The 24,458-nt window shown below is 48.4% G+C and carries 30 protein-coding genes; 14 read left to right on the top strand and 16 right to left on the bottom strand.

The annotated features are described in order from the left end of the window. Window positions 1-38: 38 nt before the first annotated feature. Both queC and E4V70_RS11050 read right to left on the bottom strand, forming a co-directional pair. Window positions 39-710: a 7-cyano-7-deazaguanine synthase QueC gene (gene queC, locus E4V70_RS02095; RefSeq protein WP_122862101.1), complete on the bottom strand. Its 672-nt coding sequence runs from the start codon at window positions 708-710 to the stop codon at window positions 39-41. A gap of 117 nt (window positions 711-827) precedes the next feature. Further along, on the bottom strand, window positions 828-956 hold the full coding sequence (locus E4V70_RS11050; protein ID WP_269472411.1) for a hypothetical protein: 129 nt from the start codon (window positions 954-956) through the stop codon (window positions 828-830). A 29-nt stretch (window positions 957-985) separates the two neighbouring features. Here E4V70_RS11050 and ybeY point away from each other — a divergent pair, with 29 nt between their 5' ends. From ybeY to E4V70_RS02070, 4 genes are all read left to right on the top strand, one after another. Continuing rightward, the gene (ybeY, locus tag E4V70_RS02085) at window positions 986-1,402 is read left to right on the top strand and encodes an rRNA maturation RNase YbeY (RefSeq protein WP_122862102.1); all 417 of its coding nucleotides are present in this window, start codon (window positions 986-988) and stop codon (window positions 1,400-1,402) included. A 355-nt stretch (window positions 1,403-1,757) separates the two neighbouring features. Beyond that, complete coding sequence (locus E4V70_RS02080) at window positions 1,758-2,849, top strand: metallophosphoesterase (RefSeq protein WP_122862103.1); 1,092 nt, start codon at window positions 1,758-1,760, stop codon at window positions 2,847-2,849. After that, the gene (locus E4V70_RS02075) at window positions 2,846-3,646 is read left to right on the top strand and encodes a phosphatidylserine decarboxylase (RefSeq protein ID WP_122862104.1); all 801 of its coding nucleotides are present in this window, start codon (window positions 2,846-2,848) and stop codon (window positions 3,644-3,646) included. Before E4V70_RS02080 ends, E4V70_RS02075 begins: the two co-directional genes overlap by 4 nt. A gap of 9 nt (window positions 3,647-3,655) precedes the next feature. Then, window positions 3,656-4,018: a hypothetical protein gene (locus E4V70_RS02070; protein WP_122862105.1), complete on the top strand. Its 363-nt coding sequence runs from the start codon at window positions 3,656-3,658 to the stop codon at window positions 4,016-4,018. Window positions 4,019-4,320: 302 nt separating this feature from the next. Here the strand turns inward: E4V70_RS02070 and E4V70_RS02065 are convergent, their stop codons facing one another. From E4V70_RS02065 to folD, 12 genes are all read right to left on the bottom strand, one after another. Next, window positions 4,321-5,058, bottom strand: coding sequence for a DNA alkylation repair protein (locus E4V70_RS02065; RefSeq protein ID WP_122862106.1), 738 nt, complete (start codon window positions 5,056-5,058; stop codon window positions 4,321-4,323). 226 nt (window positions 5,059-5,284) lie between these two features. After that, window positions 5,285-5,860, bottom strand: coding sequence for a hypothetical protein (locus E4V70_RS02060; RefSeq protein WP_122862107.1), 576 nt, complete (start codon window positions 5,858-5,860; stop codon window positions 5,285-5,287). Then, window positions 5,850-7,268 (bottom strand): tetratricopeptide repeat protein, encoded by a 1,419-nt coding sequence (locus E4V70_RS02055; RefSeq protein ID WP_122862108.1) that lies wholly within the window; start codon window positions 7,266-7,268, stop codon window positions 5,850-5,852. The genes E4V70_RS02060 and E4V70_RS02055 overlap by 11 nt, the downstream gene beginning before the upstream one ends. Before the next feature lie 463 nt (window positions 7,269-7,731). After that, the gene (gene ychF, locus E4V70_RS02050; protein ID WP_122862109.1) at window positions 7,732-8,835 is read right to left on the bottom strand and encodes a redox-regulated ATPase YchF; all 1,104 of its coding nucleotides are present in this window, start codon (window positions 8,833-8,835) and stop codon (window positions 7,732-7,734) included. After that, on the bottom strand, window positions 8,835-10,286 hold the full coding sequence (locus E4V70_RS02045) for a leucyl aminopeptidase (protein ID WP_122862110.1): 1,452 nt from the start codon (window positions 10,284-10,286) through the stop codon (window positions 8,835-8,837). The genes ychF and E4V70_RS02045 overlap by 1 nt, the downstream gene beginning before the upstream one ends. After that, on the bottom strand, window positions 10,264-10,869 hold the full coding sequence (locus tag E4V70_RS02040) for a DedA family protein (protein WP_122862111.1): 606 nt from the start codon (window positions 10,867-10,869) through the stop codon (window positions 10,264-10,266). Before E4V70_RS02040 ends, E4V70_RS02045 begins: the two co-directional genes overlap by 23 nt. A gap of 1 nt (window position 10,870) precedes the next feature. After that, window positions 10,871-11,419 (bottom strand): adenine phosphoribosyltransferase, encoded by a 549-nt coding sequence (gene apt, locus E4V70_RS02035; RefSeq protein WP_122862112.1) that lies wholly within the window; start codon window positions 11,417-11,419, stop codon window positions 10,871-10,873. 21 nt (window positions 11,420-11,440) lie between these two features. Continuing rightward, a complete protein-coding gene (locus tag E4V70_RS02030) occupies window positions 11,441-11,770 on the bottom strand; it encodes a hypothetical protein (RefSeq protein ID WP_122862113.1) in 330 nt (109 codons plus the stop codon). Continuing rightward, entirely contained in the window at window positions 11,767-12,207 is a 441-nt protein-coding gene (gene rpiB / locus E4V70_RS02025; protein ID WP_122862114.1) for a ribose 5-phosphate isomerase B, read from the bottom strand. Before rpiB ends, E4V70_RS02030 begins: the two co-directional genes overlap by 4 nt. A 110-nt stretch (window positions 12,208-12,317) precedes the next feature. Then, entirely contained in the window at window positions 12,318-12,971 is a 654-nt protein-coding gene (locus E4V70_RS02020; protein ID WP_122862115.1) for a site-2 protease family protein, read from the bottom strand. Beyond that, window positions 12,968-13,834, bottom strand: a complete 867-nt coding sequence (lepB, locus tag E4V70_RS02015) for a signal peptidase I (protein WP_122862116.1) — start codon at window positions 13,832-13,834, stop codon at window positions 12,968-12,970. The genes E4V70_RS02020 and lepB overlap by 4 nt, the downstream gene beginning before the upstream one ends. A gap of 3 nt (window positions 13,835-13,837) precedes the next feature. Beyond that, window positions 13,838-14,689 carry a bifunctional methylenetetrahydrofolate dehydrogenase/methenyltetrahydrofolate cyclohydrolase FolD gene (gene folD / locus E4V70_RS02010; RefSeq protein ID WP_122862117.1) on the bottom strand — a complete coding sequence of 284 codons (852 nt, stop codon included), beginning with the start codon at window positions 14,687-14,689 and terminating at the stop codon, window positions 13,838-13,840. An 82-nt stretch (window positions 14,690-14,771) separates the two neighbouring features. On the opposite strand from folD, the gene E4V70_RS02005 reads away from it, so the two are divergent. The 10 genes from E4V70_RS02005 to E4V70_RS01960 all read left to right on the top strand — a co-directional run bounded on the left by E4V70_RS02005 (window position 14,772) and on the right by E4V70_RS01960 (window position 22,601). After that, a complete protein-coding gene (locus tag E4V70_RS02005) occupies window positions 14,772-15,128 on the top strand; it encodes a c-type cytochrome (protein ID WP_122862118.1) in 357 nt (118 codons plus the stop codon). After that, window positions 15,125-16,540 carry a glutamate-1-semialdehyde 2,1-aminomutase gene (hemL, locus tag E4V70_RS02000; protein ID WP_122862119.1) on the top strand — a complete coding sequence of 472 codons (1,416 nt, stop codon included), beginning with the start codon at window positions 15,125-15,127 and terminating at the stop codon, window positions 16,538-16,540. The genes E4V70_RS02005 and hemL overlap by 4 nt, the downstream gene beginning before the upstream one ends. Next, complete coding sequence (locus E4V70_RS01995) at window positions 16,540-16,818, top strand: AtpZ/AtpI family protein (protein WP_122862120.1); 279 nt, start codon at window positions 16,540-16,542, stop codon at window positions 16,816-16,818. The genes hemL and E4V70_RS01995 overlap by 1 nt, the downstream gene beginning before the upstream one ends. After that, a complete protein-coding gene (locus E4V70_RS01990) occupies window positions 16,815-17,513 on the top strand; it encodes a potassium transporter TrkA (RefSeq protein WP_122862121.1) in 699 nt (232 codons plus the stop codon). The genes E4V70_RS01995 and E4V70_RS01990 overlap by 4 nt, the downstream gene beginning before the upstream one ends. Continuing rightward, on the top strand, window positions 17,503-18,705 hold the full coding sequence (locus E4V70_RS01985; RefSeq protein WP_122862122.1) for an MFS transporter: 1,203 nt from the start codon (window positions 17,503-17,505) through the stop codon (window positions 18,703-18,705). The genes E4V70_RS01990 and E4V70_RS01985 overlap by 11 nt, the downstream gene beginning before the upstream one ends. A gap of 30 nt (window positions 18,706-18,735) precedes the next feature. Next, window positions 18,736-20,433, top strand: coding sequence for a flagellar hook-length control protein FliK (gene fliK, locus E4V70_RS01980; protein WP_122862123.1), 1,698 nt, complete (start codon window positions 18,736-18,738; stop codon window positions 20,431-20,433). A 2-nt stretch (window positions 20,434-20,435) separates the two neighbouring features. Next, entirely contained in the window at window positions 20,436-20,705 is a 270-nt protein-coding gene (locus E4V70_RS01975; RefSeq protein ID WP_009493814.1) for a FlhB-like flagellar biosynthesis protein, read from the top strand. Window positions 20,706-20,779: 74 nt separating this feature from the next. Continuing rightward, the gene (locus E4V70_RS01970) at window positions 20,780-20,968 is read left to right on the top strand and encodes a hypothetical protein (RefSeq protein ID WP_122862124.1); all 189 of its coding nucleotides are present in this window, start codon (window positions 20,780-20,782) and stop codon (window positions 20,966-20,968) included. Window positions 20,969-21,238: 270 nt separating this feature from the next. Beyond that, the gene (locus E4V70_RS01965) at window positions 21,239-21,802 is read left to right on the top strand and encodes a CheB methylesterase domain-containing protein (protein ID WP_122862125.1); all 564 of its coding nucleotides are present in this window, start codon (window positions 21,239-21,241) and stop codon (window positions 21,800-21,802) included. Beyond that, complete coding sequence (locus E4V70_RS01960; RefSeq protein ID WP_122862126.1) at window positions 21,795-22,601, top strand: CheR family methyltransferase; 807 nt, start codon at window positions 21,795-21,797, stop codon at window positions 22,599-22,601. Before E4V70_RS01965 ends, E4V70_RS01960 begins: the two co-directional genes overlap by 8 nt. Window positions 22,602-22,735: 134 nt before the next feature. On the opposite strand, the gene E4V70_RS01955 is transcribed toward E4V70_RS01960, so the two are convergent. Further along, window positions 22,736-23,938 (bottom strand): MFS transporter, encoded by a 1,203-nt coding sequence (locus E4V70_RS01955; RefSeq protein ID WP_122862127.1) that lies wholly within the window; start codon window positions 23,936-23,938, stop codon window positions 22,736-22,738. A 38-nt stretch (window positions 23,939-23,976) separates the two neighbouring features. After that, a complete protein-coding gene (locus E4V70_RS01950) occupies window positions 23,977-24,423 on the bottom strand; it encodes a copper resistance protein NlpE N-terminal domain-containing protein (protein ID WP_122862128.1) in 447 nt (148 codons plus the stop codon). Between the last annotated feature and the right edge of the window lie 35 nt (window positions 24,424-24,458).

Here is a 24,458-nt window from a genome sequence, read left to right as displayed (position 1 = left end):
TAAATTTGCGGACGGGTCCATGCCGATTTTTAGAAATTTTACTTTAAATTTACGTATTTTATCCTATCTTTTTCGCCCGCAAGCTCAAATCCTCGCAGTCTTAGGCGGCAGCTGTCGCATTCGCCGCAAGCCTCGTCCTCGCGCTCGTAGCAGCTCCAGGTTAGCTCCAGCGGAGAGCCCGCCTCGAGCGACTTTCGCACGATGTCAGCTTTGCTTAAATTTACTAGCGGAGTGACGATGCGCAGGCTAAAGTCCTTTGAGGTGCCAGCATTTACGGCGCTTTCTATCTTGTCGATAAAATCCGCCGTGCAGTCGGGGTAGCCCGAGCCGTCCTCCTCGACGATGCCGATATATAGCGCCTGCGCGCCTTCTTTTTCGGCTAGTGCGGCGGCGATAGAGATAAAGATGCCGTTGCGAAACGGCACGTAGGTGCTAGGGGTGTCTGGTTTGGCGCCGTCTTTACGGATGGCTAGGCTCTCGTCCGTTAGCGCGTTGCCGCCGATGCTTGCTATGAAACTAGCGTCTAAATTTACCTTTTTTAGCGCTCCGATACGCTCGCAGATCTGCTCAAACGCTAGCTTTTCGCGCTTCATCGTGCGCTGCCCGTAGTCAAAATGCAGCGCAATGATCTCGTAGCCTGCGCGTTTGGCGAGGACGGCACACAGGGTGCTGTCCATGCCGCCGCTCATTATGCAAACCGCTTTTTTCACTTTTTCTCCTTTTTAGTCGGCTCGTCTCGCGAGTGCTTTTCCGAGATTTCGCAAAATTTTCGCTCCGCAGGCTATATGCCTAGCGCACGCTTAAATTTTGCTTCAAAACTCGAAAAATCATCTCGCGATACTTCGCCTTATCGTCTTACGTTCAAATTTATAAATTTCAACCTCAAATTTGACGCCGATGTCGTTTGTTGCAAATTTGGCTTTATTAAATTCGACCGAAATTTTCGCTAAAATCATACTCAAATTTTACTAAAGGAAAGCCAAAAATGATACTTTGCGAGGACGATTATCCTAGGATTTTGGATCAAATTTGCGACTATTTGACCGCGGGTGAGGTGGAGCTTAGCTTTGTTGACGCCGAGGAGATGAAGGAGATAAACGTCCGCCAGCGCGGCATTTATGAGACTACGGACGTGCTGAGTTTCCCGCTTGAGATGCAGCTGCACGCGCCGCTTGGCTGTATCGTGATAAACACCGAGCTAGTCGCCGCCAAAGCCGCCGAGCTGGGCCACGGCGAGGATGACGAGACGGCGCTGCTTTTCACGCACGGGCTGCTTCACGTGCTGGGCTACGATCATGAGAGCGACGCGGGTGAGATGAGGGCCAAAGAGTGCGAGGTGATCGAGAAATTTAACCTGCCAAAGAGCCTCATCGTACGAACGGAGGAAGCGGGCGAAGAATAGGCAAAATCTCGGTAGCTTCGTAAAGGTGCGGGTCATGCCAAGCGTAAAGCTAAGAGCGGCGATAAAATTTGGATTAGCTGCCTGCTAAAATGCGTTTTAAGCAGCCCGTAAAATCAAATTTGCATTTTGACGTCGTGAATCAACGCGGCGTTAAGCGCTAAATTCGTTCAAACAAGCTATCAAATTTACCCTCCGTCCGCACGGATATTGCCGCGTAAAAAAGACGTTTCTAGCGTACGCTTTGCCTCTGCGTTTAAATTTCCTCAAATTTGCCGCGCGCAGTGGTTAGATATTTAATAATTTTGGCTAAATTTACGAAATGTTTTATGTTTTATCGTCTTTAGTCATTATTTTTATGAATTACGTTTCTTATCGCGGGCTTTTTGCGGATGCTGCGCTCAAGCCGCTTGCCGTGCATAAAAGGGCGCTTGGGCTGTTTTTCCTGACGCTTGCTATGGGCGGCGTCGCGCTTGCTTTTTCGCTGCGGTTTAACTTTTTGGGACCTAGCCTTCGTATCGCCTGTTCGCTGATGCTGGCGCTGACGTTTATTATCTTTTCGTTCGTACTTTTTACGAACGTCGTCGCTTTTGCCGCTCGCCCCGTAACCAAGCGCGCGTTTAGCGAGAGCAGGCGTAAATTTTTGCGCCTTTATCTTGACGTCACGATACTTATCTTGGCGTTTAGCTACTTTTTTAGAGGTATCTTTAACGCCGTAAAATTGCCTGAAGTAAAAGCCCAAGATATCGAGCTAAAGGGACTAAATGGCGAGCTAAAAATCGCGGTTTTAACAGATATTCATCTAGGCGATTTTTTAGGAGCGGACTTTGCGCGGGCGGTAACTAGACGCGTAAGTGAGCTGGACGCCGACGCGGTCGCGATAGTGGGCGATATCGCCGACGTGAAGCCGCACCGTTTGGCCGAGTTTATCGCGCCATTTAACGAGCTAAAGAGCAAATACGGCACCTTTTACGTGCCGGGCAACCACGAGTACTATAACGGCATCGACGGCACGATAAAAGTTATCCGCGAGACGACGAATTTTAAAATTTTAGGCAACGAAAACGCGCGAGTCGGCGGAGTAAATTTAGCCGGCGTTTATGATATCATCGGTTTAAGATTTAAAGCGTACGAGCCCGATCTGGTCGCGGCTCTGGATGGTCGCGACGTAAATTTGCCAACCGTTTTGCTCGCTCATCAGCCTAAATTTTTAAAATACATGGACGAAAGCGCGCCCGTGGATCTAGTGGTGAGCGGACATACGCACGGCGGACAGATTTTTCCGTTTTCGCTGCTAGTAAGGTTAGATCAAAAATACGTCGCCGGGCTATACCGCGCGAACAAAAATACGCAAATTTACGTTAGCTGCGGCACCGGGTTTTGGGGGCCGCCGGTGCGCGTGATGGCGCCTAGCGAGATTTCGTTATTAAGACTAAAAGGAGTTGTATGAGGGGACTTATCTCTAGGATATTGGGGTTTGTTGCGGCGGTTAAATTTCCGAGATTTTTGCAAACATTTATCAATGAAAAATACGTAAGCGGCTTTAAGATCGACATGAGCGAGTTTAAAGAGCCAAAGGAGTACGAGAGCCTGACGGCGCTTTTTACCCGCGAGCTACAGCGTCCGCGAAATTTCGACGTTTCGCCCCAGGCTTTCATTAGTCCTAGCGACGGCACGTGCCTGGAGCACGGAGTTAGCAAGGAGCTAAAAGCGATAAGCGTCAAGGGGCACGAGTACGGTATAGCAGAACTCCTAGGCGATAGTATGGAGCGCAGAGAGCAAGACGCCGAGCTAGAGTACGTAAACATCTACCTAAGCCCGCGCGATTATCACCGCTACCACGCGCCTTGCGATATGAGAATTTTATCCGCGCTTTACGTGCCGGGCGAGCTATATAGCGTGGCCGTTAGCGCGCTGCTAAAGGTACCTAATCTATACGCCAAAAACGAGCGCGTGGTGCTAAAATGCGAGCTTGCAAACGGCAAAAAGATGTGGCTGGTCTTCGTCGGCGCGCTAAACGTGGGCAAGATGAAATTCGACTTTGACGCGCGCATACAGACTAACGCCTACGCCGGCAACGTCGCGCTTTACGAATACGAAAATTTAAGCGCGAAAAAGGGCGAGCAGCTAGGGATGTTTGAGCTGGGCTCTACGATCCTCATCCTTAGCGAGCAGGGCGCGGTCAAATTTGATCTAGTGGCCGAGCAAAAGCTAAAATACGGCGACAAAATAGGAACTATCAACTAAGGAGGCGCAATGGGAACGCAGCTGGTCGAACAAAACGAGCTAAAAGAGACACTAGAACTAAAAGAGCGCATCGAAAATAACACCGTCGTCGAGCTCTGGGAAAACAGCGAGGACTACGAGCGCCTGGCTAACGCGACGCGCAAGACCATGCGATATATCAACGACGAGCAGATAAAGAGCTTTGCCGATGCGCTAAATCAAACGAATGAAAAGATCTTAAATTTGACCTTTGAGGGTGTGAAAAAGCATCACGAAAAGAAATTTGAGCAGATCAGAAAAAAGCAGAAAATCTACGTCGCTTCGGCATTTGCGGGCGGCGTTTTGATCGGTGCTTTAGCGGTTTGGATAGTGTTTAGGATTTTTGCGGGATAGATTTGGTTTTAGGCTCGGCCGCTTGCGATGCCTGCGCGCCGACCCGTTTTTATGCTGCGCTAAATTTGGGCGCCTGGCTTCAAATTTAAGCGCGACCGCTTGTAAAATTTGCGTATCGTTACGTGGTTGGGTCAAATTTGATCTCTGGCGGCGTTAGTAAATTTGACCTTATATTTTGGCGCGCCGACCATTAAGCTTGCATCTACTTTTTGCGCATTACGTCAAGCGCGTTTGCTTCTTAAATTTTATAAAAACTTAAAGCCCAAATTTGCTCGCCGCTAGCTTGCGTGTCTGCACAAAAGCTAAATTTTGATCTTTCTCGTCGCGTGACGGATGATTTGCTGCATGTTTTTGTTTTGCGAGCTTTGCCAGCGCACGAGCAGCTCCTTTGCGGCGGCGAAATTTACCTTTAAATAGTCGGCGACGTTGTTTGCGACCGAGCGCTGTACAAAGCGCACCTCATCCTCTTTAAGGATCTCCAGCACCGCAAAAACCGGGCTCGGATCGCTGATGAAAAGCTCTAGTTTGCTAGCCCACGGCAGCTTTGGTCGCAGACCCTCGGACGCTAGCCTACGAAGGTGGAAATTTGACGAGCGCGCCCACTGCGTCATGGTTTTTAGCGAGTCTTGCGGATATTTTTTGATAAAGGCGCGCACCGCATACTCGCCCGTGCCGCGCTTCGTGATTTCCCCAATCGCGCCCATCGAGACTTCAAAGTCGTCTAGACCGTAAATTTCGACGTATTTGGCAAGCGGCAAAGTCCAGTAAAAGCGTTTAAACATACCCGTTTCGTTCGGGTTTTCTTCGCCTAAAATCGCGACCAAAATCTCCGCCGCGCGCTTAAAATCCGGGGGCAAGAGTTCATTTAGCGCGTTTGCGTGTGCCAAAATCCTTTGCGAATAGCCGAAATTCGGCGTGCTCGCCGCGATTCGCCCGCAGTAGCTCTGCGCGTCAAATTTGGGATAAACCGCCTTTATCTTTTGCGATAAAATTTGCGCTAAATTTTCTCCGAAATACACAGCCAGTCCGCCGTTTTCCATGTTTTTCCTTTGGGTAGTTTTATCTAACGTTTAAGCAGGCGTGAAGCGTAAAATTTGCCGCCCAAAACCAGGCGGCGTTAAATTTGTAGCCGTTACGTTCGTCAAATTTAACCATCGGCGCAAGTAAAGCGTCAAATTTGTTGTAGTTTGCGGGCTAAATTTTAAAATTAGTCCGCAAAAATGGCGTTAAATTTAGCAAAAACTAAAAAAACGCCCGAAATTAAAATTATTTGCACTCGACCTGCGGCATCTGCGCTAAAAATATCGGCATTTTTTGCTTGATTAGCGTATGAAATTTGCTTCTATCCGCGATATTTAGAAACTTTAGCGCGTAGTGCGTGACTCTAAGCCCGCAGTTAAGGCTTTTTACGTTGATTAGATTGATCTCGTAGTTGTCAAAATCCGGATTGCCCGCGATCGGATAGTAGATCGTGTAAGCTTGATACTCTTTGTCGTTTATAGACTTAAAATCATACTCCGCTTTGCCGAACTGCCCGCTTTTTAGCGCGGTCATAAAGGTCCTTTGGTATTCGTTGATGTCGGCGTTTTCATCGACGGTGACGCTCACTAGCTTGGTCCATTTAAAGCCCACTTTTTCATTAGGTAGATAAAATTCCGCCGTTCTTGCGTTTTTTTGCTTTAAGACGAATTTTTCGCCGTCTATGGCTACCTCGTTTGGTAGATTTACGCTATCTAGCGCGCTTTTTGGCAGCTCTATCTGCGCGGTTCTAGGCTGGGTGCAGCCGCCTAAAAATAAACAAACGGCCGCAACGGCGGCAAGCGAAACTTTTTTAAAACTCATGTTTTTCTCCTTTATTGGTTGATTTTTTAAACTCCATGCACTTTTTAGCTAGCCCCGCCTCGCACTCTTTTTCGTGCAGCTTTTGCGCCTTTTGGCGTAGTGCGGTGGCTTGCTTTTTATCGCTACTTTCAAGACGGCGCGCTAGATTTAGACACCCGCGCGCGTCGCCGGCCTCGCAAGCCTCGCGAAAAAGGCTCTCGGCCTCGTTTTCGTCCGCTTTTATCGCTTCGCCTACGCCTCTTTCGTAGATCGCGCCCAGGTTCGTGCAGGCCGGTTTTAGCCTGTTATGGCAGGCGATTCCGTAAAAGTTAAAGGCTTTTGCTATATCTTGCGGCGCGTTCGTGCCCTCAAAATACGCGTCCGCTAGGCTCTCGCAGGCATCCAACCGCCAAAGCAAGCAGGCCTTTTCAAAAAGCTCTAGCGCGCGCGGAACGTCCTTTTTTGCGCCGCGTCCCTGAGATAGCATCTCGCCAAGCTCGGCGCAAGAAGCTCCAAAGCCGCCTTCGCAGGCTTTCTCGTGAAATTTGACCGCCAGCTCGCTATCTTGCCGCGCTCCGCCGAGCCCCTTTGCGTAGAGCTCTCCTAGCGCCGCGCAGCCGTTTACTACGCCTCTATCGCACGCCTCTTTGCCGAGCTCGTAGGCCGACTCAAACTGCCCGCTTTGATACTGCGTCCAGCCGCCCTGTAGCTCGTCTAGACGCTCGCTGCCGCTGCATTTGTAGGCATTTGCGGCGCAGGCCTTGTCGTAGTAGGATCTAGCGGCCTTGATATCCTGCGCAAAACCCGCCTCGCCGTCCTCGTAAAGCCTGCCCAAAGCTTCGCACGCTTCGTAAATTTTACCATCGCACGCAAGCGAGTAAAATTTGAGTGCGTTTTTCGAGTTTTTCGCGGCTTCGTCGTTTGCGCCCATTGCACCGTCCGCGTATATGCCGCCTAGATAGTAGCAAACTACGGCGTATCCGCGCTCGCAGGCCTTTACGTAGAGATCTAGCGCTTTGCTTTCATCCGGCGCGACGCCGCTGCCCGCTTCGTAAATTTGAGCTAGATTATAGCAGCTTAAACCAAATCCTTTTTCGCAGGCTTGCTCAAAAATCGCGGCGGCTTTAGCATGTTCACCGCTGTTTTGGTGTAGCAAGGCTAGGCTGTCGCAGCCTCTTAGCTCGCCCGCGTCGCAAGCTTTTTGGTAAAATTTACCGGCTTTTGCGTCATCTTGCTTTACGCCTCTGCCGCTTTGGTATAAAAATCCAAGCCTTACGCATCCGCGCGCCTCGCCTGATTCGCACGCTTTTTGCCAAATTTTTGCCGCCGTTTGTTCATCGCCCGCGTCGTAGGCGGTTTGAGCTTCGTTCGTCAAATTTGCGAGGGCGAAATTTAGAGCAAGAAGCAGTAGCAAGAGCTGTTTTATCATCGCGCTCCTTTGTTAAATTTTATTAGCTTTATTTTTCTCAAATTTAACCTATTTTGTTTCTTTGTAGAGTTTGCATACTGCTGTCGATAGGTCGGTAACATCTGGGCGCGATGCCTAAGTAGTGCGACGATGCGCTAAAACTACGCAATCTTGGTGTCCTTGAATATTATTTGTGTATGGAGTAAATTTGATACAGTTACGCAAACGGCTATGATCTTTTTCAAATTTTTCCTTAAATTTAGCGCGAGTCAAATTTGAGCTACAAAACCCGCGCCGAGCCAAATTTAACCGCATCTTTAAAGACTAAAATTTTATGGAGCGGTTATTAGAGTAGCCAAGACTCCGACGCAAAAATTTATCTTGCCTGCGCTTAGGTTTGTAAATCGCGCGTCAATAAAGAAAAGGCGGTCAAATTTAGCCAAGAACCGCTCGGCTAGCAAAGCCAAATTTGACCGATTTGCGCTTAAACGTTAAATCTAAAATGCATCACGTCGCCGTCTTGAACGACGTAGTCCTTGCCTTCTAGGCGCATTTTGCCCGCCTCTTTGGCCGGGTTTTCGCCGCCGCACGCGATGTAGTCCTCGTAGCCGATGACCTCGGCTCTGATAAATCCTCGCTCAAAGTCGTTGTGGATGACGCTGGCGGCTTTTGGCGCTTTCCAGCCTTTTACGATCGTCCATGCGCGCACCTCGACGACGCCCGCGGTAAAATAGCTTATCAAATTTAGCTTCGCAAACGCCGTTTTGATGATCTTTTCTAGGCCACTCTCGTTCGTGCCTAGCGAGCTTAAAAACTCATGCGCCTCTTCGTCGCTAAGGCCTACTAGCTCCTCTTCGATCTTGGCGCAAAGCTTGATGACCTCGTGCCCCGAGCGCGCGGCAAATTCGCGAAGCGCCTGTATGTATTTGTTATCCTCCGAGATACCGTCCTCACCCACATTTGCGCCGTAGACGACCTCTTTTGCGCTGAGTAGTCTTAGTTCTTTGTTTAAATTTATAAACGCGTCGTCGTCCTTGCCGCCGAAGCTGCTCGCACTTTTGCCGTCGTTTAGGTGAGCTAGCAGCGCGTTTGCCGTCTCTAGCGCCTCTTTCGCGCCTTTTGCGTTTGCTTTGGCTTCGCGGGTTAGGCGCTCGATTTTTTTATTTAGCTGCTCGATGTCGGCGAGGATGAGCTCGGTCTCGATGATCTCGACGTCCCTGACGGGATCGACGCCGCCCTCTACGTGCGTGATGTTTTCGTCCTCAAAGCAGCGCACGATGTGCAGTATCACCTCGGTTTCGCGGATGTTTGAGAGAAATTTATTTCCCAGCCCCTCGCCAGCGCTTGCGCCCTTTACGAGTCCCGCTATATCGACGAATTCGATCGTGGAGTATTGGATTTTGTTTGGATTTACGATTTTTGCTAGCTCGCCTAGTCGCTTATCGGGCACTGGCACGACGGCTTTATTGGGCTCGATCGTGCAGAACGGATAGTTCGCGCTCTCGGCGTTTTGCGCTTTGGTTAGCGCGTTAAATGTGGTTGATTTGCCGACGTTTGGCAAACCTACGATACCTACTGCTAGTCCCATTACAGCTCCTTTGCCATAGCGCATAGATAATAAAGATTCATTCGCACGCCCGCTCCCGTCGCGCCTGCCTGGTTATATCCCCAAGCTTTTTCGGTGTATGCGGGGCCTGCGATATCTTGGTGTATCCACTTGTCTTTAAATTCGTCTTTTATAAATTTGTCTAGGAAAATGCCCGCCGTGATCGCGCCGCCGTAGCGACTGGACGCCGTGTTGCTGACGTCTGCGATCTGGCTTTTGATCAGCTCGCGCAGGTGCGGATTAAACTCTAAAATCGTATTTAGCTCGCCGCTTTTTGCCGCTTTTGCTTTAAATTCCGCCTTTAGCTCCTCGTTGTTGCCCATTATGCCGCTTGTGTATTCTCCAAGCCCGACCACGCAAGCGCCCGTTAGCGTCGCCATGTCGATGAGGATGTCGGGCTTAAAATCCTGCGCATAGCTAAGGCAGTCTGCGAGTACCAAACGACCCTCGGCGTCGGTATTTCGCACCTCGATACTAACGCCGCTGCGAGAGATCAGCACGTCGTCGGGTTTATAGGCGTTGCCGCCGATCATATTTTCGGTCGCGCCTAAAATCGCGTGAATTTCAAACGGCAAATTTAGCTCCGCCGCGCCTTTAATTATACCCATCGCCGCAGCTGCGCCGCTTTTATCGGCTTTCATGGTTAGCATAAAATCAGCCGGCTTTAAGCTAAGCCCGCCGCTATCGTAGGTTAGTCCCTTGCCGACGAAGATTATACGCTTTTTCGCGCCTTTTGGCTTATAGATAAGATGGATGAGGCGAGGCGGATGGACGCTGGCTCTGTTTACTGCTAAAAATGCGTTCATCTTTTCTTTTTCGAGGAATTTTTCGTCGTAAATTTTGCAGCTTAAATTTGGATAGTTTTTAGCTAGATTTTGAGCCTCTTCCGCCATCTTTTGCGGGGTGTAGATTTCAGGTATTTCGTTTACGACGTCTTTGGTGAAATTTGTCGCCGAAGCGATTATCTCGCCGTGGGCAAAGCCGTCTTGCGCATCGTTTTCGCGCACGATCTCGCCGCTAAATTCTTCGCTGCTAAAAATAATATCTTTTAGCGCGTATTTTTCTTTTTTTTCTTTGTATTTGTTAAATTCGTAAGCGCCCAACAAAAAGCCTTCGGTTAGAGCCTGAAAGCTCATTTTTTGGCAGCCTGCGACGTATGAGGCTAGTTTTAGGCTTTTGACGTTTAGCGATTTTACGGCGTTATAGGCTTTTGCCGCAGCTATGCGAAGTTCGTCGTAGCCAAGCTTGCCGAGTGGTACGTAGATCCTGCCGCTTTCTAGCAAAAGCAAGACGCTCTCGCCTTTGTAGTTGGCAAATTTAAACGCCTTTTCGTCTTTTATAAATTTATGTTTTAGGTTTTTATCTACGACGAAAATCAGCTCCAAATCAGCCTTGATTTCGCTTAGTTTTTTATTGGTTATTTGAAATCGCACTTCTGTGTCTCCTATCGTTTAAAATTTTATTTTCTATGCGCCTAAAGCCCCAAAGCAAAATGCCCAAAAATAGCGCTACTACCGGTACGGCTACGTACCAATGCTCTTTTGCCTTGTGCAGGATATCGAGTATGTGCTCGCCTAAAATCCATGCAGGAATTATCGTGATCGTGGCCCAGCACCACGCGCTGATTAAATTTATAAAGGCGTATTTTTTCGCGCTGTAGCCCGTTAGACCGATACACATCGGGATGATGACGCGAAAGCCGTACATATAGCGCTGTATAAAGATGATCGGCCAGCCGTATTTTTTCAGCATTATGTGCGCGATGGCGAATTTACGGCGCTGCGTGTGTAGTTTTTTGGCGATATATTTTTTGTTGTAGCGGCCTAGATAAAAGTAAATTTGATCTCCGACGAAGCCGCCAAGACCCGCGATAAAGATGGCCGGCACGATATGTATGTGCGTCGTGTGAGCCAGGATGCCGGCCATTATGAGCGCCATCTCGCCTTCCATTATGCACCATAAAAAAAGTATGATGTAGCCGTACTCGGTGAGTAGTTTTATGAAAAATTCTTCCATCTCAGATCTCAAGTATGCTGTAAATTTTGGTTAGAGGGCGTAAATTTTTGCTACCGCCAAGCTCCTTTAAATCTATCAAAAAGCAGGCCTCTACGCAAACGGCGTTTGTTTGATTGATTAGCTCTACTGAGGCTTTGGCCGTGCCCCCAGTAGCGATTAGATCGTCGATTAAAAGTACTTTTGCGCCCGCTTTTTCGCCGAATGCGTCGACGTGAATTTGCACTTCGTCTACGCCGTACTCTAGGCTGTATTTTTGCGAGATCGTGATGTATGGCAGTTTTTTAGGCTTTCTAATCGGTACGAAAGGCAGCCGCAGCCTAGCCGCCAAAGCCGCTGCGAATATAAATCCGCGCGACTCGATACCCGCGATAAAATCGATATTGGCGTTCTCGTAGCGAGCTGCGAGGTGATCGATTAAAAAATTAAACGCCTCTTTGTTGTTTAGCAGCGTCGTGATGTCTCGAAATACTATGCCCGGTTTTGGAAAATCGTTTATACATCGGATGGAATTTAATAAAAATTCCTTCCCCGCTTTGTCTAGTTCTTTCATTTTTTTGCCTTTAAATTTGATTTATAGCAGCGCTTCGATTTTGCCCTCTAGCTCGCGGATGCGCTGACGGAGTTTGTCGTTTTCCAGGCGGTACTGCGAGTTTCTAGTGCGAAGGGCGTTGGCATCGTTTTTGACTTTGTTTAGTTCGTCGGTGAGGATGTCGATGTTACCCAGACCGCGCTGGAGCTGGACTTGCAGCTTGCGGATGACGACTTCGGTATCTTGGAGATTGTTTTTCATAAAATCGCGCGTCGTGCGCTCTTTTTTAAGCAAGGTCTTAAAGTAAAACACCATAACGGTGAGATAGATACAAATGCAGATCAAAACCGTAAGTACGAGCCAATCGGTCATTTCTCGCCTCCTAGCTTTTTCACGCGTCTTTCGTGTCTGCCGCCGGCAAATTCGGTAGCGAAAAAGGCCTTTATCATATCTGCCGCGACCGCGTCGCCGATCGTTCTAGCGCCCATGGCTAGTACGTTTGCGTCGTTGTGCTCGCGGGCTAGTTTTGCCGTGGTGACGTCGTGACAAAGCGCGCAACGAACGTGCGCATGGCGGTTAGCCGCGATACTGATGCCGATACCCGTGCCGCAAATTAGCACGCCGTATTCGTTACTGCCGCGTAAATTTTGCGCCATAAGCTCGGCAAAATCGGGATAATCAACGCTATCTTTACTATGCGTTCCTAGGTCGAATACGTCAAAACCTTCGTTTTTTAAAAGCTCGCAAATTTGCGCCTTAAGATCAAAGCCCGCGTGGTCGCTCGCGATAAAAATTTTGTCTATTTTCATGAAATTTCCATAAGCTAAAAAATGCTTAATTATAGCAAAAAAGCATTAAAGTAAAATTTCGCCGCGAGCCTTTAGGAGCGAAATTTGGGCTAAATTTTAAAATTTGCCGTTTACAAAAACATCCTCATGATCGTAGCGGCGTATCGTATCGGCTCGAAAAAATAATCTTTTAGCGGCGAGATCACGATGATAACTAGCGCGATAAATCCGTATCTTTGCATACTGTTTAGCCGGTTTGCCGCGCCGTGAAGCCCGAAAATACGCAAAAGATACTCAAGCGCTTTCGAACCGTCAAGAGGCGGGATAGGGTAGAGGTTAAAGAGAGCTAGGACTAAATTTACGGCTGCGAGCATGAAAACAAACTCCGCTACCGCGCCGTCAAAAAAACCGTCAAAACCTATAAATTTAAACGCGCAAAACGCTAACGCAAAAAGGACTAGGTTGTATGCGATGCCCGCAAGCGCGACGACTATAGCTGCCTTGTAGCCGCCGTTATAGAGCACGGTGCGTAAATTTATAGGTACCGGTTTAGCCCAACCAAACGTCACTCCGGTGCTAAGATACATGAGCGCGGGCACTAAGATAGTGCCTAGCGGATCGACGTGTTTTATGGGATTTATGCTGAGCCGCCCCAAATTTTTAGCGGTTAGGTCGCCGTATCTGTATGCGGCGTATCCGTGCGCGATCTCGTGCCCGACGACGGAGATAACGAGCACGGCGACTAGGATCGCTACCTGAGCGAAGTCGATGTTGTCAAGGTTCATTCGATCTTATTTCCGTCGTTTTTAGCTTCTACTCTGGCGGCATCTAGCAGCTCGGGCGAGTTTTGTATAAAATCCACGCTCTTACCGACTCTGTTCCATCTGATTTTGTATTCGTCGTCCCAGCTAAAATAGACAAACCACGGCTTGCCGACTATGTTTTTATAGGCTACCGGCCCCCAAAAACGGCTGTCGTTTGAGTGGTCGCGGTTATCGCCGATCATGAAAAACTCGCCCTCTGGAACCTGAAAATAAAATGCGTTAAACGGATAGTTACCTACGCTGGGTAGTTCGTTTACGATAACCGGTTGCATAGCGAATTTGCTCGCGTTTAGGTAGTTTACGGCTAGTTCAAATAAATTTACCTTCTCGTCATAGTGGATGCCGCCGAATTTATAGGGCTCTTTGACGAAAAGTTTGCCGCCGAATTTAACGATATCTTTTTCGTCAAAATTTGCCTTTATAAACTCCTCGCCCTCGTGCGGGTGCAAAAATAGCGCTTTTTCCGTAAATATCACTTCATCGCCGCCGACTGCGAAATTTCGCTTGACGTAGTGGATTTTTTCATCGTGCGGATAGCGAAAAACCACGATATCGCCGCGCTGCGGTTTGGCTCCTTCGATGAGGTGGCCGTTACCGTTAAAATCGGGCAAAACCTTGACCTCTATCCACGGGATGCGCGGTGTCGAGATGCCGTAGCTAAATTTTTTAACAAAAAGATGATCGCCGACTAAAAGCGTGTCCTTCATCGAACCAGACGGTATCACGAAGGCCTGCGCGACAAAGAAAATCACGAGCAAGACGATGACGACCGTGCCCGTCCAGCTGTTTGAAAAATCTAAAAATTTATTAAACGCTTTTTTCAAAATTTATGCCTTTTTCGCGCGGTTTTTGGCTGATTTTATGGTGTTTGATAGCAGCATCGCGATGGTCATCGGGCCTACGCCTCCCGGAACTGGAGTTATAAACGAGCATTTGGGCGCTACCTCGTCAAATTTGACGTCGCCTTTTAGCTTGCCGTCGTCCATGCGGTTTATGCCTACGTCGATCACTACCGCACCCTCTTTTACCATATCGGCCGTTACGAAATCCGCCCTACCGATAGCGGCCACTAGGATATCGGCGTCCGCGCAAATTTCTTTTAAATTTCGCGTTTTGCTATGCGTCACGGTTACGGTCGCGTTGGCGTTTAGTAGTAGATTTGCCATCGGTTTGCCCACGATGTTGCTGCGTCCGATCACGACGGCCTTTTTGCCCTCTAAATTTATATCGTAGGCTTTAAAAATTTCCATTATGCCTAGCGGCGTGCACGGCACGAAGCCGTCAAGTCCGCTAGCTAGCTTGCCGACGTTTATCGCGGCAAAGCCGTCCACGTCTTTTGCGGGGCTAATAGTTTCTAAAATTTTATTCGTATCTATATGCTTTGGTAGCGGCAACTGAACTAGGATGCCGTCGATGCCGTCGTCTAAATTTAGCACGTCTATTAGCGCGATTAGCTCGCTTTGCGTCGTAGATTCGGGCAAGCGGTGCATTACGCTTTTTATCTCGCAGGCTATGCAGGCTTTTTCTTTTGCCGCGACGTAGGTTTGGCTGGCTTTATCTTCGCCCACTAGTATCACCGCGAGTGCAGGCTCTATGCCTTGATTTTTCAAATTTAGCGCTTCGTTTTTTACTCTTTCTTTCACCTGTGCGCTTACGTTTTTGCCGTCTAATATCGTCATTTTCGTCCTTTATTACTTTTTAATCGCAAAGATTGTATGATAGCTAATTTTAGATTAAATTTACGAAAAAGCGAAAGAATTTATGAAAATTTGGCTGATTTTAGGGCTACTTTGCGGCGTAGCGTTTGCGAGCGATTTTATCACGAAAAACGAATACGCGAAGATGCTCTATCAAAACCCGCGCGGCATCGGCTGCGACAAGTGTCACGGCAAGGGCGGCGAGGGTTCGCTCATATCAAAATATAGACATTTTGATAAAAAAACGAAGCAGGTCATCGACGACGAGCTAAGAGCTCCTCGGATAAACAATCTTGATTTTGAGACGTTTAAAGAGGGCGTACTAAGCGCAAAAAGCGTGATGCCTAGCTACTTTCTTACCGACGAAGAGATAAATTTACTTTACGAATACGTTATAAATTTCAACAAGGATAAAAAATGACGAACAAAGAAGCTTTTGGACTGGCGAAAATTTATATCCCGGGCGGCGTAGATTCGCCCGTTCGCGCGTTTGGCAGCGTCGGCGGCGAGCCTTTTGTAGTAGATCGCGGCGAGGGCGCGTATCTAGTCGATATCGAGGGAAACCGCTATCTGGACTTCATCCAGAGCTGGGGGCCGCTTATCTTCGGGCACTGCGACCCGGATATCGAGAATGCGGTGATAGCGACGGCTAAAAAGGGACTAAGCTTTGGCGCTCCGTCAAATTTAGAAACGAGGCTAGCTAAACTAATCTGCGACGAGTTTAAAAACGTAGAAAAGGTGCGTTTCGTAAGCTCGGGCACCGAGGCTACGATGAGCGCGATACGCGTAGCGCGCGGCTTTAGCGGCAAGGACGGACTGATAAAATTTGAAGGCTGCTACCACGGGCACAGCGACGCGCTTTTGGTAAAAGCCGGTAGCGGCGCGACCACCTACGGCAATGCTTCAAGCGGCGGAGTGCCTGCGGACGTGGTGAAAAACACCTATCTAGCGCGCTACAACGATATAGAAAGCGTGAGAGCGATATTTGAGGCAAATAGAGGCAAAATCGGCGCGCTGATAATCGAGCCGATCGCCGGAAATATGGGACTAGTGCCTGCCGATAACGAGTTTTTAAGCGAGATTAGACGCCTTTGCGACGAAAACGGCGCGGTGTTAATTTTTGACGAGGTCATGAGCGGATTTCGCGCGAGCAGACACGGATCGTTCGAATTTAACGGTATCGAGGCCGATCTAGTGACGTTTGGTAAAGTTATCGGCGGAGGCTGCCCGGCGGCTGCGTTTGGCGGAAAGGCTGCGATCATGGACTGCCTAAGTCCCGAAGGCGCCGTATATCAGGCCGGTACGCTAAGCGGCAATCCCGTAGCCATGGCCGCAGGCATCGCAAGCCTAAGTAAAATTTTTGCCGACAACGAGCTTTATGACCGCCTAAACAAGCTAGCCGTGCTATTTGCTCACGGACTAAAAAGCGTCGCCACGAAGCACGGCATCGCTCTGCAAACGACGGTGAGAGGCTCGATGTTTGGATTTTTCTTTACGGCAAACGAGGTCAAAAACTACGACGACGCGCTAAAAAGCGACGTTAAACTTTACGCTAAATTTCACGCCAAAATGCTTAAAAAAGGCGTTTATCTAGCGCCTAGCCAGTTTGAGACGGGCTTCATCTGCGACGCGATGAGCGAGGACGATATCAAATTTGCCGTTAAGGCCGCGGACGAGAGCTTTGCCGAGATAGCTGCGGAGAGCGCTAGCGAGAACGAGGAGATGCGCGAGGTAAAAGCAAGGATCGCCGATCTGGAAGAGCGTCTAAAAGAGGCTAGAAAAGAGCGCGAAGCGATACAAGAGCGCATGAAAAATAGCTGGGGATTTGCCTAATGGCAAAGATAAATTTGGGCGACGTCGTAAAGGGCGCCGAGCAGCTAAGCCTGGGCATATCTATCGTCGTAGCGCTTGCTATCGGGGCCGGGTTTGGCTACTGGGTGATGAAGGAAACGGGCTGGACGTGGACGCTGTTTGCGGGCGTCGCCGTCGGTATCGCCGCAGCCGCGCTAAACGTCAAAAAGGCCTACGACGCGCAGATAAAAAGTCTCGACGAACTAAAAGACAAAGATAAATTTAAACCCGCAAAAGACGACGACGAGGACGATGAGTGAATTTTAAGCTCCTTGCCGTTTACGGCGCGTTTGAGGCTTTGCTCTTGCTGGGCTCGGCGGCATTTGGCCGCGCGTGGTTTTACAGCTCGCAGGTCGCGTTTGCGGGCTCGCTTTTGGTGCTGGCTGCTACATTTAGAGCCTACAAAAAACGCGTAGAAAACGGCGTGCGAGACTATGACGCCTCCGCGGATGACGATATAGACGAGTGGGGCGAAAATCACGAGGAGTTTCCCGATCGCCCGGCGGAGGCTAAATTTGACGGGCATGACCCGCACCGCGAAGATGCTAAGCGCCCAGACGCGTTAAATTCGGAGGACTACGCAAAAACGGACGCGCAGCTAAATTTAAAAGACGAAAACGAGTGGGTTAAATTTGGCGAGCAAAATTTAAACGACGCAAGCCAAAGCGGCGGGCCAAATTTAAGCCTGGCAAACGAGTCAAATTTGAGCAAATCAAATCAAAGCAGCGAAACTAAGCCCTCAAAAAAGCAAAATTTCGCGCGTAATTTAAAGCAAAATTCGCCCAACTACTTCACCGCTTTCGTGCCTTTTCGGCTGATCGCGTATGCGGTTTTAGTCGTCGGATTTTTGGCGCTAAAAAGACAAGACAATCTTGATATAGCCGCGTTTTTGATCGCGCTTGCGGCGATGCCTGCGGGCGCTTTGATATACGGAGTAAAAAGCAATGAGAAATAGCTCTATAATAACGATCAGATCGATGTTTGCGCTATTTGTAGGGATGGCGTTTTTGTTCGTGGGAAACGGCCTTATCATCAGTTCTGCGGGCGTCGAGCTAAAAAAAATGGGCGCGGACGAGCTGGAGACGGGATTTGTTATCGCGGTATTTTTCGTTGGAGCTATGGCGGCTACGATATTTTCGCATAAAATCGTCTCAAAAGTCGGCCATATCAGGAGCTTTGGGATTTTTGCGTCGCTTTTCGGTATCGCGGCGATGTTTCACGTTTTTAGCCAAAATCTCTATTTTTGGGCGTTTTTACGCGGATGTTTAGGATTTTGCTACTACTCGATCTTGATGATAATCGAAAGCTGGCTCAACGCGCGCGCTAGAAACGAAGTGCGCTCGCGAGTACTGGCCTTTTACGAGGTCACGTTTTACGTCTGCTTTGGGCTGGGCATCCTCGTGCTATCGCTAAATTTATCCACTTCGCACGTGCTTTTGCTTAGCGCGGCGCTTATTTTGTTTTCGAGCATTCCGTTAAATTTGATACGCATCAAAGAGCCGCCGATCCCCGAAAAAAAGAGCGTCTCGATCCCGAAGGTCTTTGCGCTCGTGCCTTTGGCGCTGATTACTAGCATCGTCGCGGGTATCCTTACAAACGGCTTCTTCACGATGGGCAGCGTTTATGTTTTGCTCCAGGGATACGGAGCGGTCGAGGTTTCGTTTTTTATGACGATAGCGATGGCTGGAGGCTTTATCGCGCACTCGTTTATCGGTAGCGTCTCGGATAAATTCGGCCGCCGTCCAGCGATAATGGTATGTTCAGCCGTCTCGCTGTGCGCCGCTATTTGCTTTTTGGCGCTTAAACCCTCTATCTACGCGCAGTACGTCTTGTCGTTTTTTCTAGGCTCGGGAGCCTTTTGCCTCTACGCGCTATCGCTTGCTCGCGCCAACGACGTTTTAAATTTAAAACAGAAAAATCAAGGTATCGAAGTAGGGCGCGCGGTGCTTTTTAGCTACTCTTTCGGTTCGCTTCTTTCGTCCGTGATAATGGGCGCTAGTATGAAAATTTTAGGCTTTGACGGCTTTATGTGGGTTTACATAGCGTTGCTTGCGTTTCTCATCGCGTTTTGCCTCACGCAAAAGACCGTTCCGCTTGAAAGCAGAAGCGACTTTGAGCATAGCCCCGGCACGATGGCAAATAGCTAATGAAAATCTCAAATTTGACGATATAGCCGTATGGAATCAGTAAATAACGCTATAAGCTCGCAAATCGCGACCCAGGCCGCAGTCGGCGGCGCGCTACCCAAAACAGGCGGCGTAGGCGGCGCAAACGCCGGACAAACGGGGCAGGCGGGCGAAACCAAAAATATTTTTAAAAATCAGCCCGCGCCCTCGCAAAATTTAGGCTCCGAGGCCGCGGATAACGCCGTAAAGGATCTAGATAGGCTCGTAAATAAGCTTCTAAACGAGCTAAAATCAAGCCCGACGCAGGCCAAAGAGCTAGCCGCGCAGGCTAAAAATCTCCAGCTCTCGCCAAATCTCGCAAAAGATATGAAAAGCCTCGTCGCGCTTGCCGAAAACGAGCCCGATCTAAAGGAATTTGCGCTTAAACTAAAGGAGTTTTTAAAACCAGTCGCGGATCTAAAAAACGCGCCGCTAAACGAGCAGATAAAAAACTCAGGCATCATGCTGGAGGCAAATTTAAAAGACGCGCTAAACGGCAAATTTAACCTACCTAGCGCGATAAATAAGCTGTTTGGCGATATAAAAAATCTCTCGAATCAGCAGCTTTTGGAGCAAATTTCAGCTCTAGCTAAGGATGACAGCCTAAGTACGAACGAAAGCTTTGCTAAGCTTGATCAAATTTTACAAAACGTTAAAACCGCAGCCAAAGATACGCTAGCGGGATCGCCGTTTAAGCAGCTTTTTGAGACCTCTGCCAAGCTAGAAAACGCGGCTAAATTTATGGATAAACAGGCAAACGCCATGAGCGGTAGCGGGCTAAGCCTAAACGAAAAAACGCTAAACAATGAGCTAAATAAAATCTCGCAACTACTGGCAAACGTGGGCGAAAAAATGCAAAATTTAAACAGCGAAAAGCTAAGTCAAAACAGGGGCTTTGCTTTAAATTTCGCCGAGCTAAAAAACGCGCTAAAAGAGCTAATGGACGAGCTTGGCGCGCTTGCGGGCTCGCAGGATAAATTTAACGATTTCGCGCAAAAAATCGTCCGAGACGGCGCGGATGGGAGCGAGGGCGCGACGCTGCAAGACAAGCTGCAAAATGCGGCTAGAAAGCTAAATTTCGCCCTGCAAATCGCCGATAAAGCGGGCTTTGAAGCAAAAAATAGCCTAGATGAGGTCGGCAAGCTAATCAAACAGCAAAACATCGCTCGCGCCGAGCTTGGCGCCGTAACGCCAAAAAGCGCCGAAGAGACGGCAAAGGTGTTACAAAACGATGTAAAAAGCGCGCTTTTAAACATGCAGTCAAAGTCTCCTGATGCTAGCCCCGTAAAAGACGCCGCCTCAAAACTGCTCGCTCAAATCGAGATGCACCAGCTAGCCTCCGCGGTCGCAGGCGGCGTGCAGACCTATCTGCCCTACGTATGGGAGGGCGTAGAGGGCGGAAATATCAGGTTTAAGCAGGGTAAAAAGCAAAAGCACTACGCGCAAATCGACCTAAATTTTCAAAATTTCGGCCAAATCAACATCATGGTGGCGCTTAGCGAAAACAAATACATCGACCTTGCGATCGCGACGCAAAAAGAGGAGTTTAAGGAGCTGATTTTAAGCGGCGCGAAGGAGCTAAAAAGGGCTATCGGCGAGCAGGGCTTGATAGTGTCGAATTTTAGCCTAAAAACTATGCCTAAACTGCGCCTTAGCGGCGTTTACGGCGGTCTAGATAAGCTTGATATGGGCTTTGATAAAAAGGCGTAAATTTGGCAAAAGTACAAAAAACTAAAAAAGCCGTGGCTCTTGGCTACAATCGCCAAAAAGATAACGCGCCCAAGGTGCTGGCGACGGGTTCTGGCGAAGTGGCGAAAAATATCATAAATCTAGCCAAATCTCACGACATTCCGATCAAAGAGGACGCCGATCTAATCGAGGTTCTAAGCAAGGTCGATCTAAACGAGGAAGTCCCGCCAAATCTCTATAAAGCAGTCGCCGAAATCTTTAGCTTTTTGTATCAAATGACGAATAAAAAATAGGGTGCCTACGGCAAAATAGAAGCGAGAGCAGGCTGATTGCAAGCGTAAATTTGAGCGCGAACTAGGAAATTTAAATGAAAAAGACGGTCGGGATAATAGCGATTTTAGCCTTGCCTTTGTTGATCTTATTTTCGGCTCTAGTTTTTGCTAGCGGTAATGCTTCAAAAGGCGCAAACTATCCGAAACACGCGCTAGAAAAAACGGTAACGCACGATAAAAAAGAGCCTCATCTAAAGAAGATAAAACCGCCTGCTATAAAGTAAAATTTGGCGGAAATCTCGTAGCAAAAAGCCGTAAATTTGAAGATAAATACAAGAAAATGCATAAAATTTAGGTAAAAACGCCGAGTTTAAAGTAAAATTTGACGACTATTCCGCCGCCGCCGCAGGCATTAAAATATCATCCAAAATTTACCGCAGCATCCAGTTATCATAAAATTATTTGCACTATTTTATGTATTTTACCTTATAGCTAAATTTAATATAAATAAAGATAAAATAGCCGTAAAATTAACTCAAAAAACGGAATAAATTTTGAAACAAAAACTGGTCTTAGTCGGCGCCTCGACGGGCGGTCCGGGACATTTAAAAAGGCTTTTTAAGGGGCTTGATCTAAACGGAGCTAGCGTCGTTATCGCGCAGCATATGAGCCTAGCTTTTATCCCGAGTTTTATCTCGCAGTTTGACAAGGAGTGTGCGGCGGAGGTGGTTATGCTGGGCACGCCCGTGCAGCTAAAAAGCGCGATATATATCTGCGAAAAAAACTCGGAGATAATCTCTGCTAGCCCCCTCATGGCCGGCATGTGCTCGCCGGCAAAGGAGACCACGTATAACCCCAACGTAGACGTGCTTTTTCACTCCGGCGTGCAGGCTTGTAAGTTTGCCGACGTCATGGCGATCCTGCTAACTGGCATCGGCGACGACGGTGCGCGCGGGCTAAACGAGCTATACAAAGCCGGCGCTAAATGCGTCGCCGAAAACGAGGAGAGCGCGATCGTCTACGGCATGCCAAAACGCGCGAAAGAAATCAACGCAAATTTAAAGTCGCTACCCATCGGCGGTATAAGAGCGGAACTGGAAAGGTTTTTACATGGTTGAAAATGCAAATTTGACGCCCGCTCCTAGCGATGCGGCGGGGCTGAATAAATTCGTCGAAGTTATCAAAAATATGTGCGGCGTGGATCTGGAGTCCAAAAAGGACATGATAAAGCAGCGCCTAATAAATTTCTGCCAAGCAAACCGAATCCCGAGCTTTGAAGCTCTAAGCTCAAAAGTCGTCGTAGACCGCTTTATGAGGCAAGAGATCGTAAATTTGATCACCACGAACGAGACTTATTTTTACAGAGAGTTGCCGCAGCTACAAGCCGCGATCTACTACGCCAGAGAGGAGCTTGATAGCGTGCGGATACTGTGCGCGCCGTGCTCGACGGGCGATGAGGCGTACTCGCTAGGTATGCTCGCGCACTCAAATTTGCTCGACGTAAACCGCGTTAGTATCGTTGGTATCGACATAAACTCGGAGGCTATCGATAGCTGTAAAAAAGGCGTTTATAACGAGCGTTCATTGCACCGCTTAAACGACAATCAAAAAAATATCTACTTCACAAAACGCGACGGCAAGTACGAAATCAAGCGCGAGATGCTGCCTAGATGCGAGTTTAGCGTGGCAAATATCTTTGACGACGCGATCTTTAAGCTCGGCAAATTCGACATCATTTTCTCGCGAAATATGATGATTTATTTTAACGAGGAATTTAAGCTAAAAACGGTCGAGCGCTTTCATAAAATTTTGAGCGATCACGGCAGGCTCTACGTCGGACATGCCGATCTGGTGCCGTTTACGACGCTTTATAAAAAGCATATTTCAAACGGAACGACTTATTATGCTAAGGCCTGAGCGAGATAAATTTGAGGTCAAATTCGGCTCAAGTTTGCTTAAATTTGACGCGAGCGGACGGCTACGTTTTTTGACGCGGACGGTAAATTTGTGCGTTTAATTTTGCCTTGCTAGGCCCGCGCCGCAGAGCAAATTTACGCTAGCTCGTCTTTGTAAATTTTACGCACGAATAGCCAGTAAATCGCTCCGGCAAAAAACATACAGCCTATCAGCGCCGTGATTAGCGAGAGGCTAAGCCCTAGCTCAAAAAGAAGTCCTATGCCGCTAGAAATCACCGCCGCGACGCCCAGGTAAACCATGTCGTTATAGGCTATGATACGGCCGTAAAACGCCGGATCGCACTTTTGCTGGATGAGCGTGTAGGTGTAGCTCCAAAGCGTCGAGGTGAAAAATCCCGCGCAAAAAATCCCGATAAATCCGATATAAAAGTTAAACTGCAGCGCGCTCCACGCTATGACGCCAAGCCCATGCCCGACGTAGATATAGACGAGATTTGCGTTTGAGACAAATTTGCTAAGCACTAGCGGACCGACGATGAGGGCGACGGCGCGGCAGGCGTTGATGTAGCCGATGATGAGAGATGCCGAGAGCAGGCCCGCGTACGGATAGTCGGCTAGCAGCGCCACGAGCGCGTCGTAGCTGGTCACGCCTACAACCGCGTGCAGCATGATGAGATGCGCGATGAGGGGGTTTTGTTTTACGTATTTTAGGCCGTTTTTTAGCATCTCGCGGACTTTTTCGCCGCCTTTTTTAGCTCGCACGGTGATATCTGTTTCAAGCAGGACGATGAGTGCTACGCCGTAAAGAGCGCAGTCTAGCAAAAAGGCGCTTTTTATCCCGAAAAAATGAATATAAATGCCTGCCAGCCCCATGCCTGCGGTGTATGAAAAGGCCCAGATGAGCGAGTGGATTTCGTTTGCGGTTTTTAGGTCGTCTTTGTTTAAAATTTTGGGGAAAAGGCTCATCTCGACCTGAAAATACGTTCCGCCGGCCCCGACTCTGATAAATATTATCATAAATAGCAGCCACATCAAGGAGAGTTTGTCGATAAAAACGAGCATAAAAACCGTCACCATCTCTACGACCGTGAGCGCTATTAGCATAGGTTTTGGGCTAAATTTATCCACCACGATACCGCTAAAAGGCGATAGCAGCACGCCCGGCACGAAAGCTAACGCAGCCGCCGCCGTGATAGCCCAAACGGGCGCGTCAAGCTCGATAAGTAGCGTAAAAATGCCCGTGTGCGAGAACCAAACGCCAAAATAGCAAATCAGCTGTATGAGCGAGAGGCGCGCGAAAACGGGTTGCGTTTTTAGTAGGTCGATAAATTTATTCATTTTGGCTTCGGGTCAAATTTGAGCGCTAAATTTGCCGTTTAGTTGGCTTCTAGCTTTTTATAGATGCGCTCCTGGGCGAAATTTTCTTTGATAAAGCTGTTTTGGTTGCTGATCTGGCGCAATGTATCGCCGTTAATCTCGAAATTTAGCTTTTCGCGGTATTGATTTGTCACTCTTAGGGTGTTGCCCTCTATCTCGTATTTGCCATTTTGTAGCTCTCTTTGCGCGATCTTTTTTTGATAAACGGTGTCGATTTTAAACGTACCGTCCGCGTTGAGCGTTAGCGTACTTTTTGAGTTTTCGCCGCAACCGTCGCAAAACACCTTAGCCTCGTAAACGCCGATCAAATTTTCCTTATCTACCTCGGTGCCGCACGTTTCAAAAACCTCCGTGCCGCCGCATTTTTTGTTATTTACGGCGCTTCCGCCGGTCGCACAGCCCGCAAATATCATCGCAGCCGCGGCTAAAAATAAAATATTTTTCATGATTTATCCTTAAAATTTTGGCTAATTATACTAAA

It is taken from the genome of Campylobacter showae, assembly GCF_900699785.1.
GTDB classification, from domain to species: Bacteria; Campylobacterota; Campylobacteria; order Campylobacterales; family Campylobacteraceae; genus Campylobacter_A; species Campylobacter_A showae_D.
The sequence above is the reverse complement of the archived record's forward strand: the minus strand, read 5'-3'. Positions and strand labels throughout refer to the sequence as shown.

What these genes read in the sequence shown, in the direction of transcription:
- E4V70_RS11050 (WP_269472411.1), bottom strand. Translation starts at nt 956, where the DNA reads ATGATTTTAGCGAAAATTTCGGTCGAATTTAATAAAGCCAAATTTGCA.
- ybeY (WP_122862102.1), top strand. Translation starts at nt 986, where the DNA reads ATGATACTTTGCGAGGACGATTATCCTAGGATTTTGGATCAAATTTGC.
- E4V70_RS02080 (WP_122862103.1), top strand. Translation starts at nt 1,758, where the DNA reads ATGAATTACGTTTCTTATCGCGGGCTTTTTGCGGATGCTGCGCTCAAG.
- E4V70_RS02075 (WP_122862104.1), top strand. Translation starts at nt 2,846, where the DNA reads ATGAGGGGACTTATCTCTAGGATATTGGGGTTTGTTGCGGCGGTTAAA.
- E4V70_RS02070 (WP_122862105.1), top strand. Translation starts at nt 3,656, where the DNA reads ATGGGAACGCAGCTGGTCGAACAAAACGAGCTAAAAGAGACACTAGAA.
- E4V70_RS02065 (WP_122862106.1), bottom strand. Translation starts at nt 5,058, where the DNA reads ATGGAAAACGGCGGACTGGCTGTGTATTTCGGAGAAAATTTAGCGCAA.
- E4V70_RS02060 (WP_122862107.1), bottom strand. Translation starts at nt 5,860, where the DNA reads ATGAGTTTTAAAAAAGTTTCGCTTGCCGCCGTTGCGGCCGTTTGTTTA.
- E4V70_RS02055 (WP_122862108.1), bottom strand. Translation starts at nt 7,268, where the DNA reads ATGATAAAACAGCTCTTGCTACTGCTTCTTGCTCTAAATTTCGCCCTC.
- ychF (WP_122862109.1), bottom strand. Translation starts at nt 8,835, where the DNA reads ATGGGACTAGCAGTAGGTATCGTAGGTTTGCCAAACGTCGGCAAATCA.
- E4V70_RS02040 (WP_122862111.1), bottom strand. Translation starts at nt 10,869, where the DNA reads ATGGAAGAATTTTTCATAAAACTACTCACCGAGTACGGCTACATCATA.
- apt (WP_122862112.1), bottom strand. Translation starts at nt 11,419, where the DNA reads ATGAAAGAACTAGACAAAGCGGGGAAGGAATTTTTATTAAATTCCATC.
- E4V70_RS02030 (WP_122862113.1), bottom strand. Translation starts at nt 11,770, where the DNA reads ATGACCGATTGGCTCGTACTTACGGTTTTGATCTGCATTTGTATCTAT.
- rpiB (WP_122862114.1), bottom strand. Translation starts at nt 12,207, where the DNA reads ATGAAAATAGACAAAATTTTTATCGCGAGCGACCACGCGGGCTTTGAT.
- E4V70_RS02020 (WP_122862115.1), bottom strand. Translation starts at nt 12,971, where the DNA reads ATGAACCTTGACAACATCGACTTCGCTCAGGTAGCGATCCTAGTCGCC.
- folD (WP_122862117.1), bottom strand. Translation starts at nt 14,689, where the DNA reads ATGACGATATTAGACGGCAAAAACGTAAGCGCACAGGTGAAAGAAAGA.
- E4V70_RS02005 (WP_122862118.1), top strand. Translation starts at nt 14,772, where the DNA reads ATGAAAATTTGGCTGATTTTAGGGCTACTTTGCGGCGTAGCGTTTGCG.
- hemL (WP_122862119.1), top strand. Translation starts at nt 15,125, where the DNA reads ATGACGAACAAAGAAGCTTTTGGACTGGCGAAAATTTATATCCCGGGC.
- E4V70_RS01995 (WP_122862120.1), top strand. Translation starts at nt 16,540, where the DNA reads ATGGCAAAGATAAATTTGGGCGACGTCGTAAAGGGCGCCGAGCAGCTA.
- E4V70_RS01985 (WP_122862122.1), top strand. Translation starts at nt 17,503, where the DNA reads ATGAGAAATAGCTCTATAATAACGATCAGATCGATGTTTGCGCTATTT.
- fliK (WP_122862123.1), top strand. Translation starts at nt 18,736, where the DNA reads ATGGAATCAGTAAATAACGCTATAAGCTCGCAAATCGCGACCCAGGCC.
- E4V70_RS01970 (WP_122862124.1), top strand. Translation starts at nt 20,780, where the DNA reads ATGAAAAAGACGGTCGGGATAATAGCGATTTTAGCCTTGCCTTTGTTG.
- E4V70_RS01960 (WP_122862126.1), top strand. Translation starts at nt 21,795, where the DNA reads ATGGTTGAAAATGCAAATTTGACGCCCGCTCCTAGCGATGCGGCGGGG.
- E4V70_RS01955 (WP_122862127.1), bottom strand. Translation starts at nt 23,938, where the DNA reads ATGAATAAATTTATCGACCTACTAAAAACGCAACCCGTTTTCGCGCGC.
- E4V70_RS01950 (WP_122862128.1), bottom strand. Translation starts at nt 24,423, where the DNA reads ATGAAAAATATTTTATTTTTAGCCGCGGCTGCGATGATATTTGCGGGC.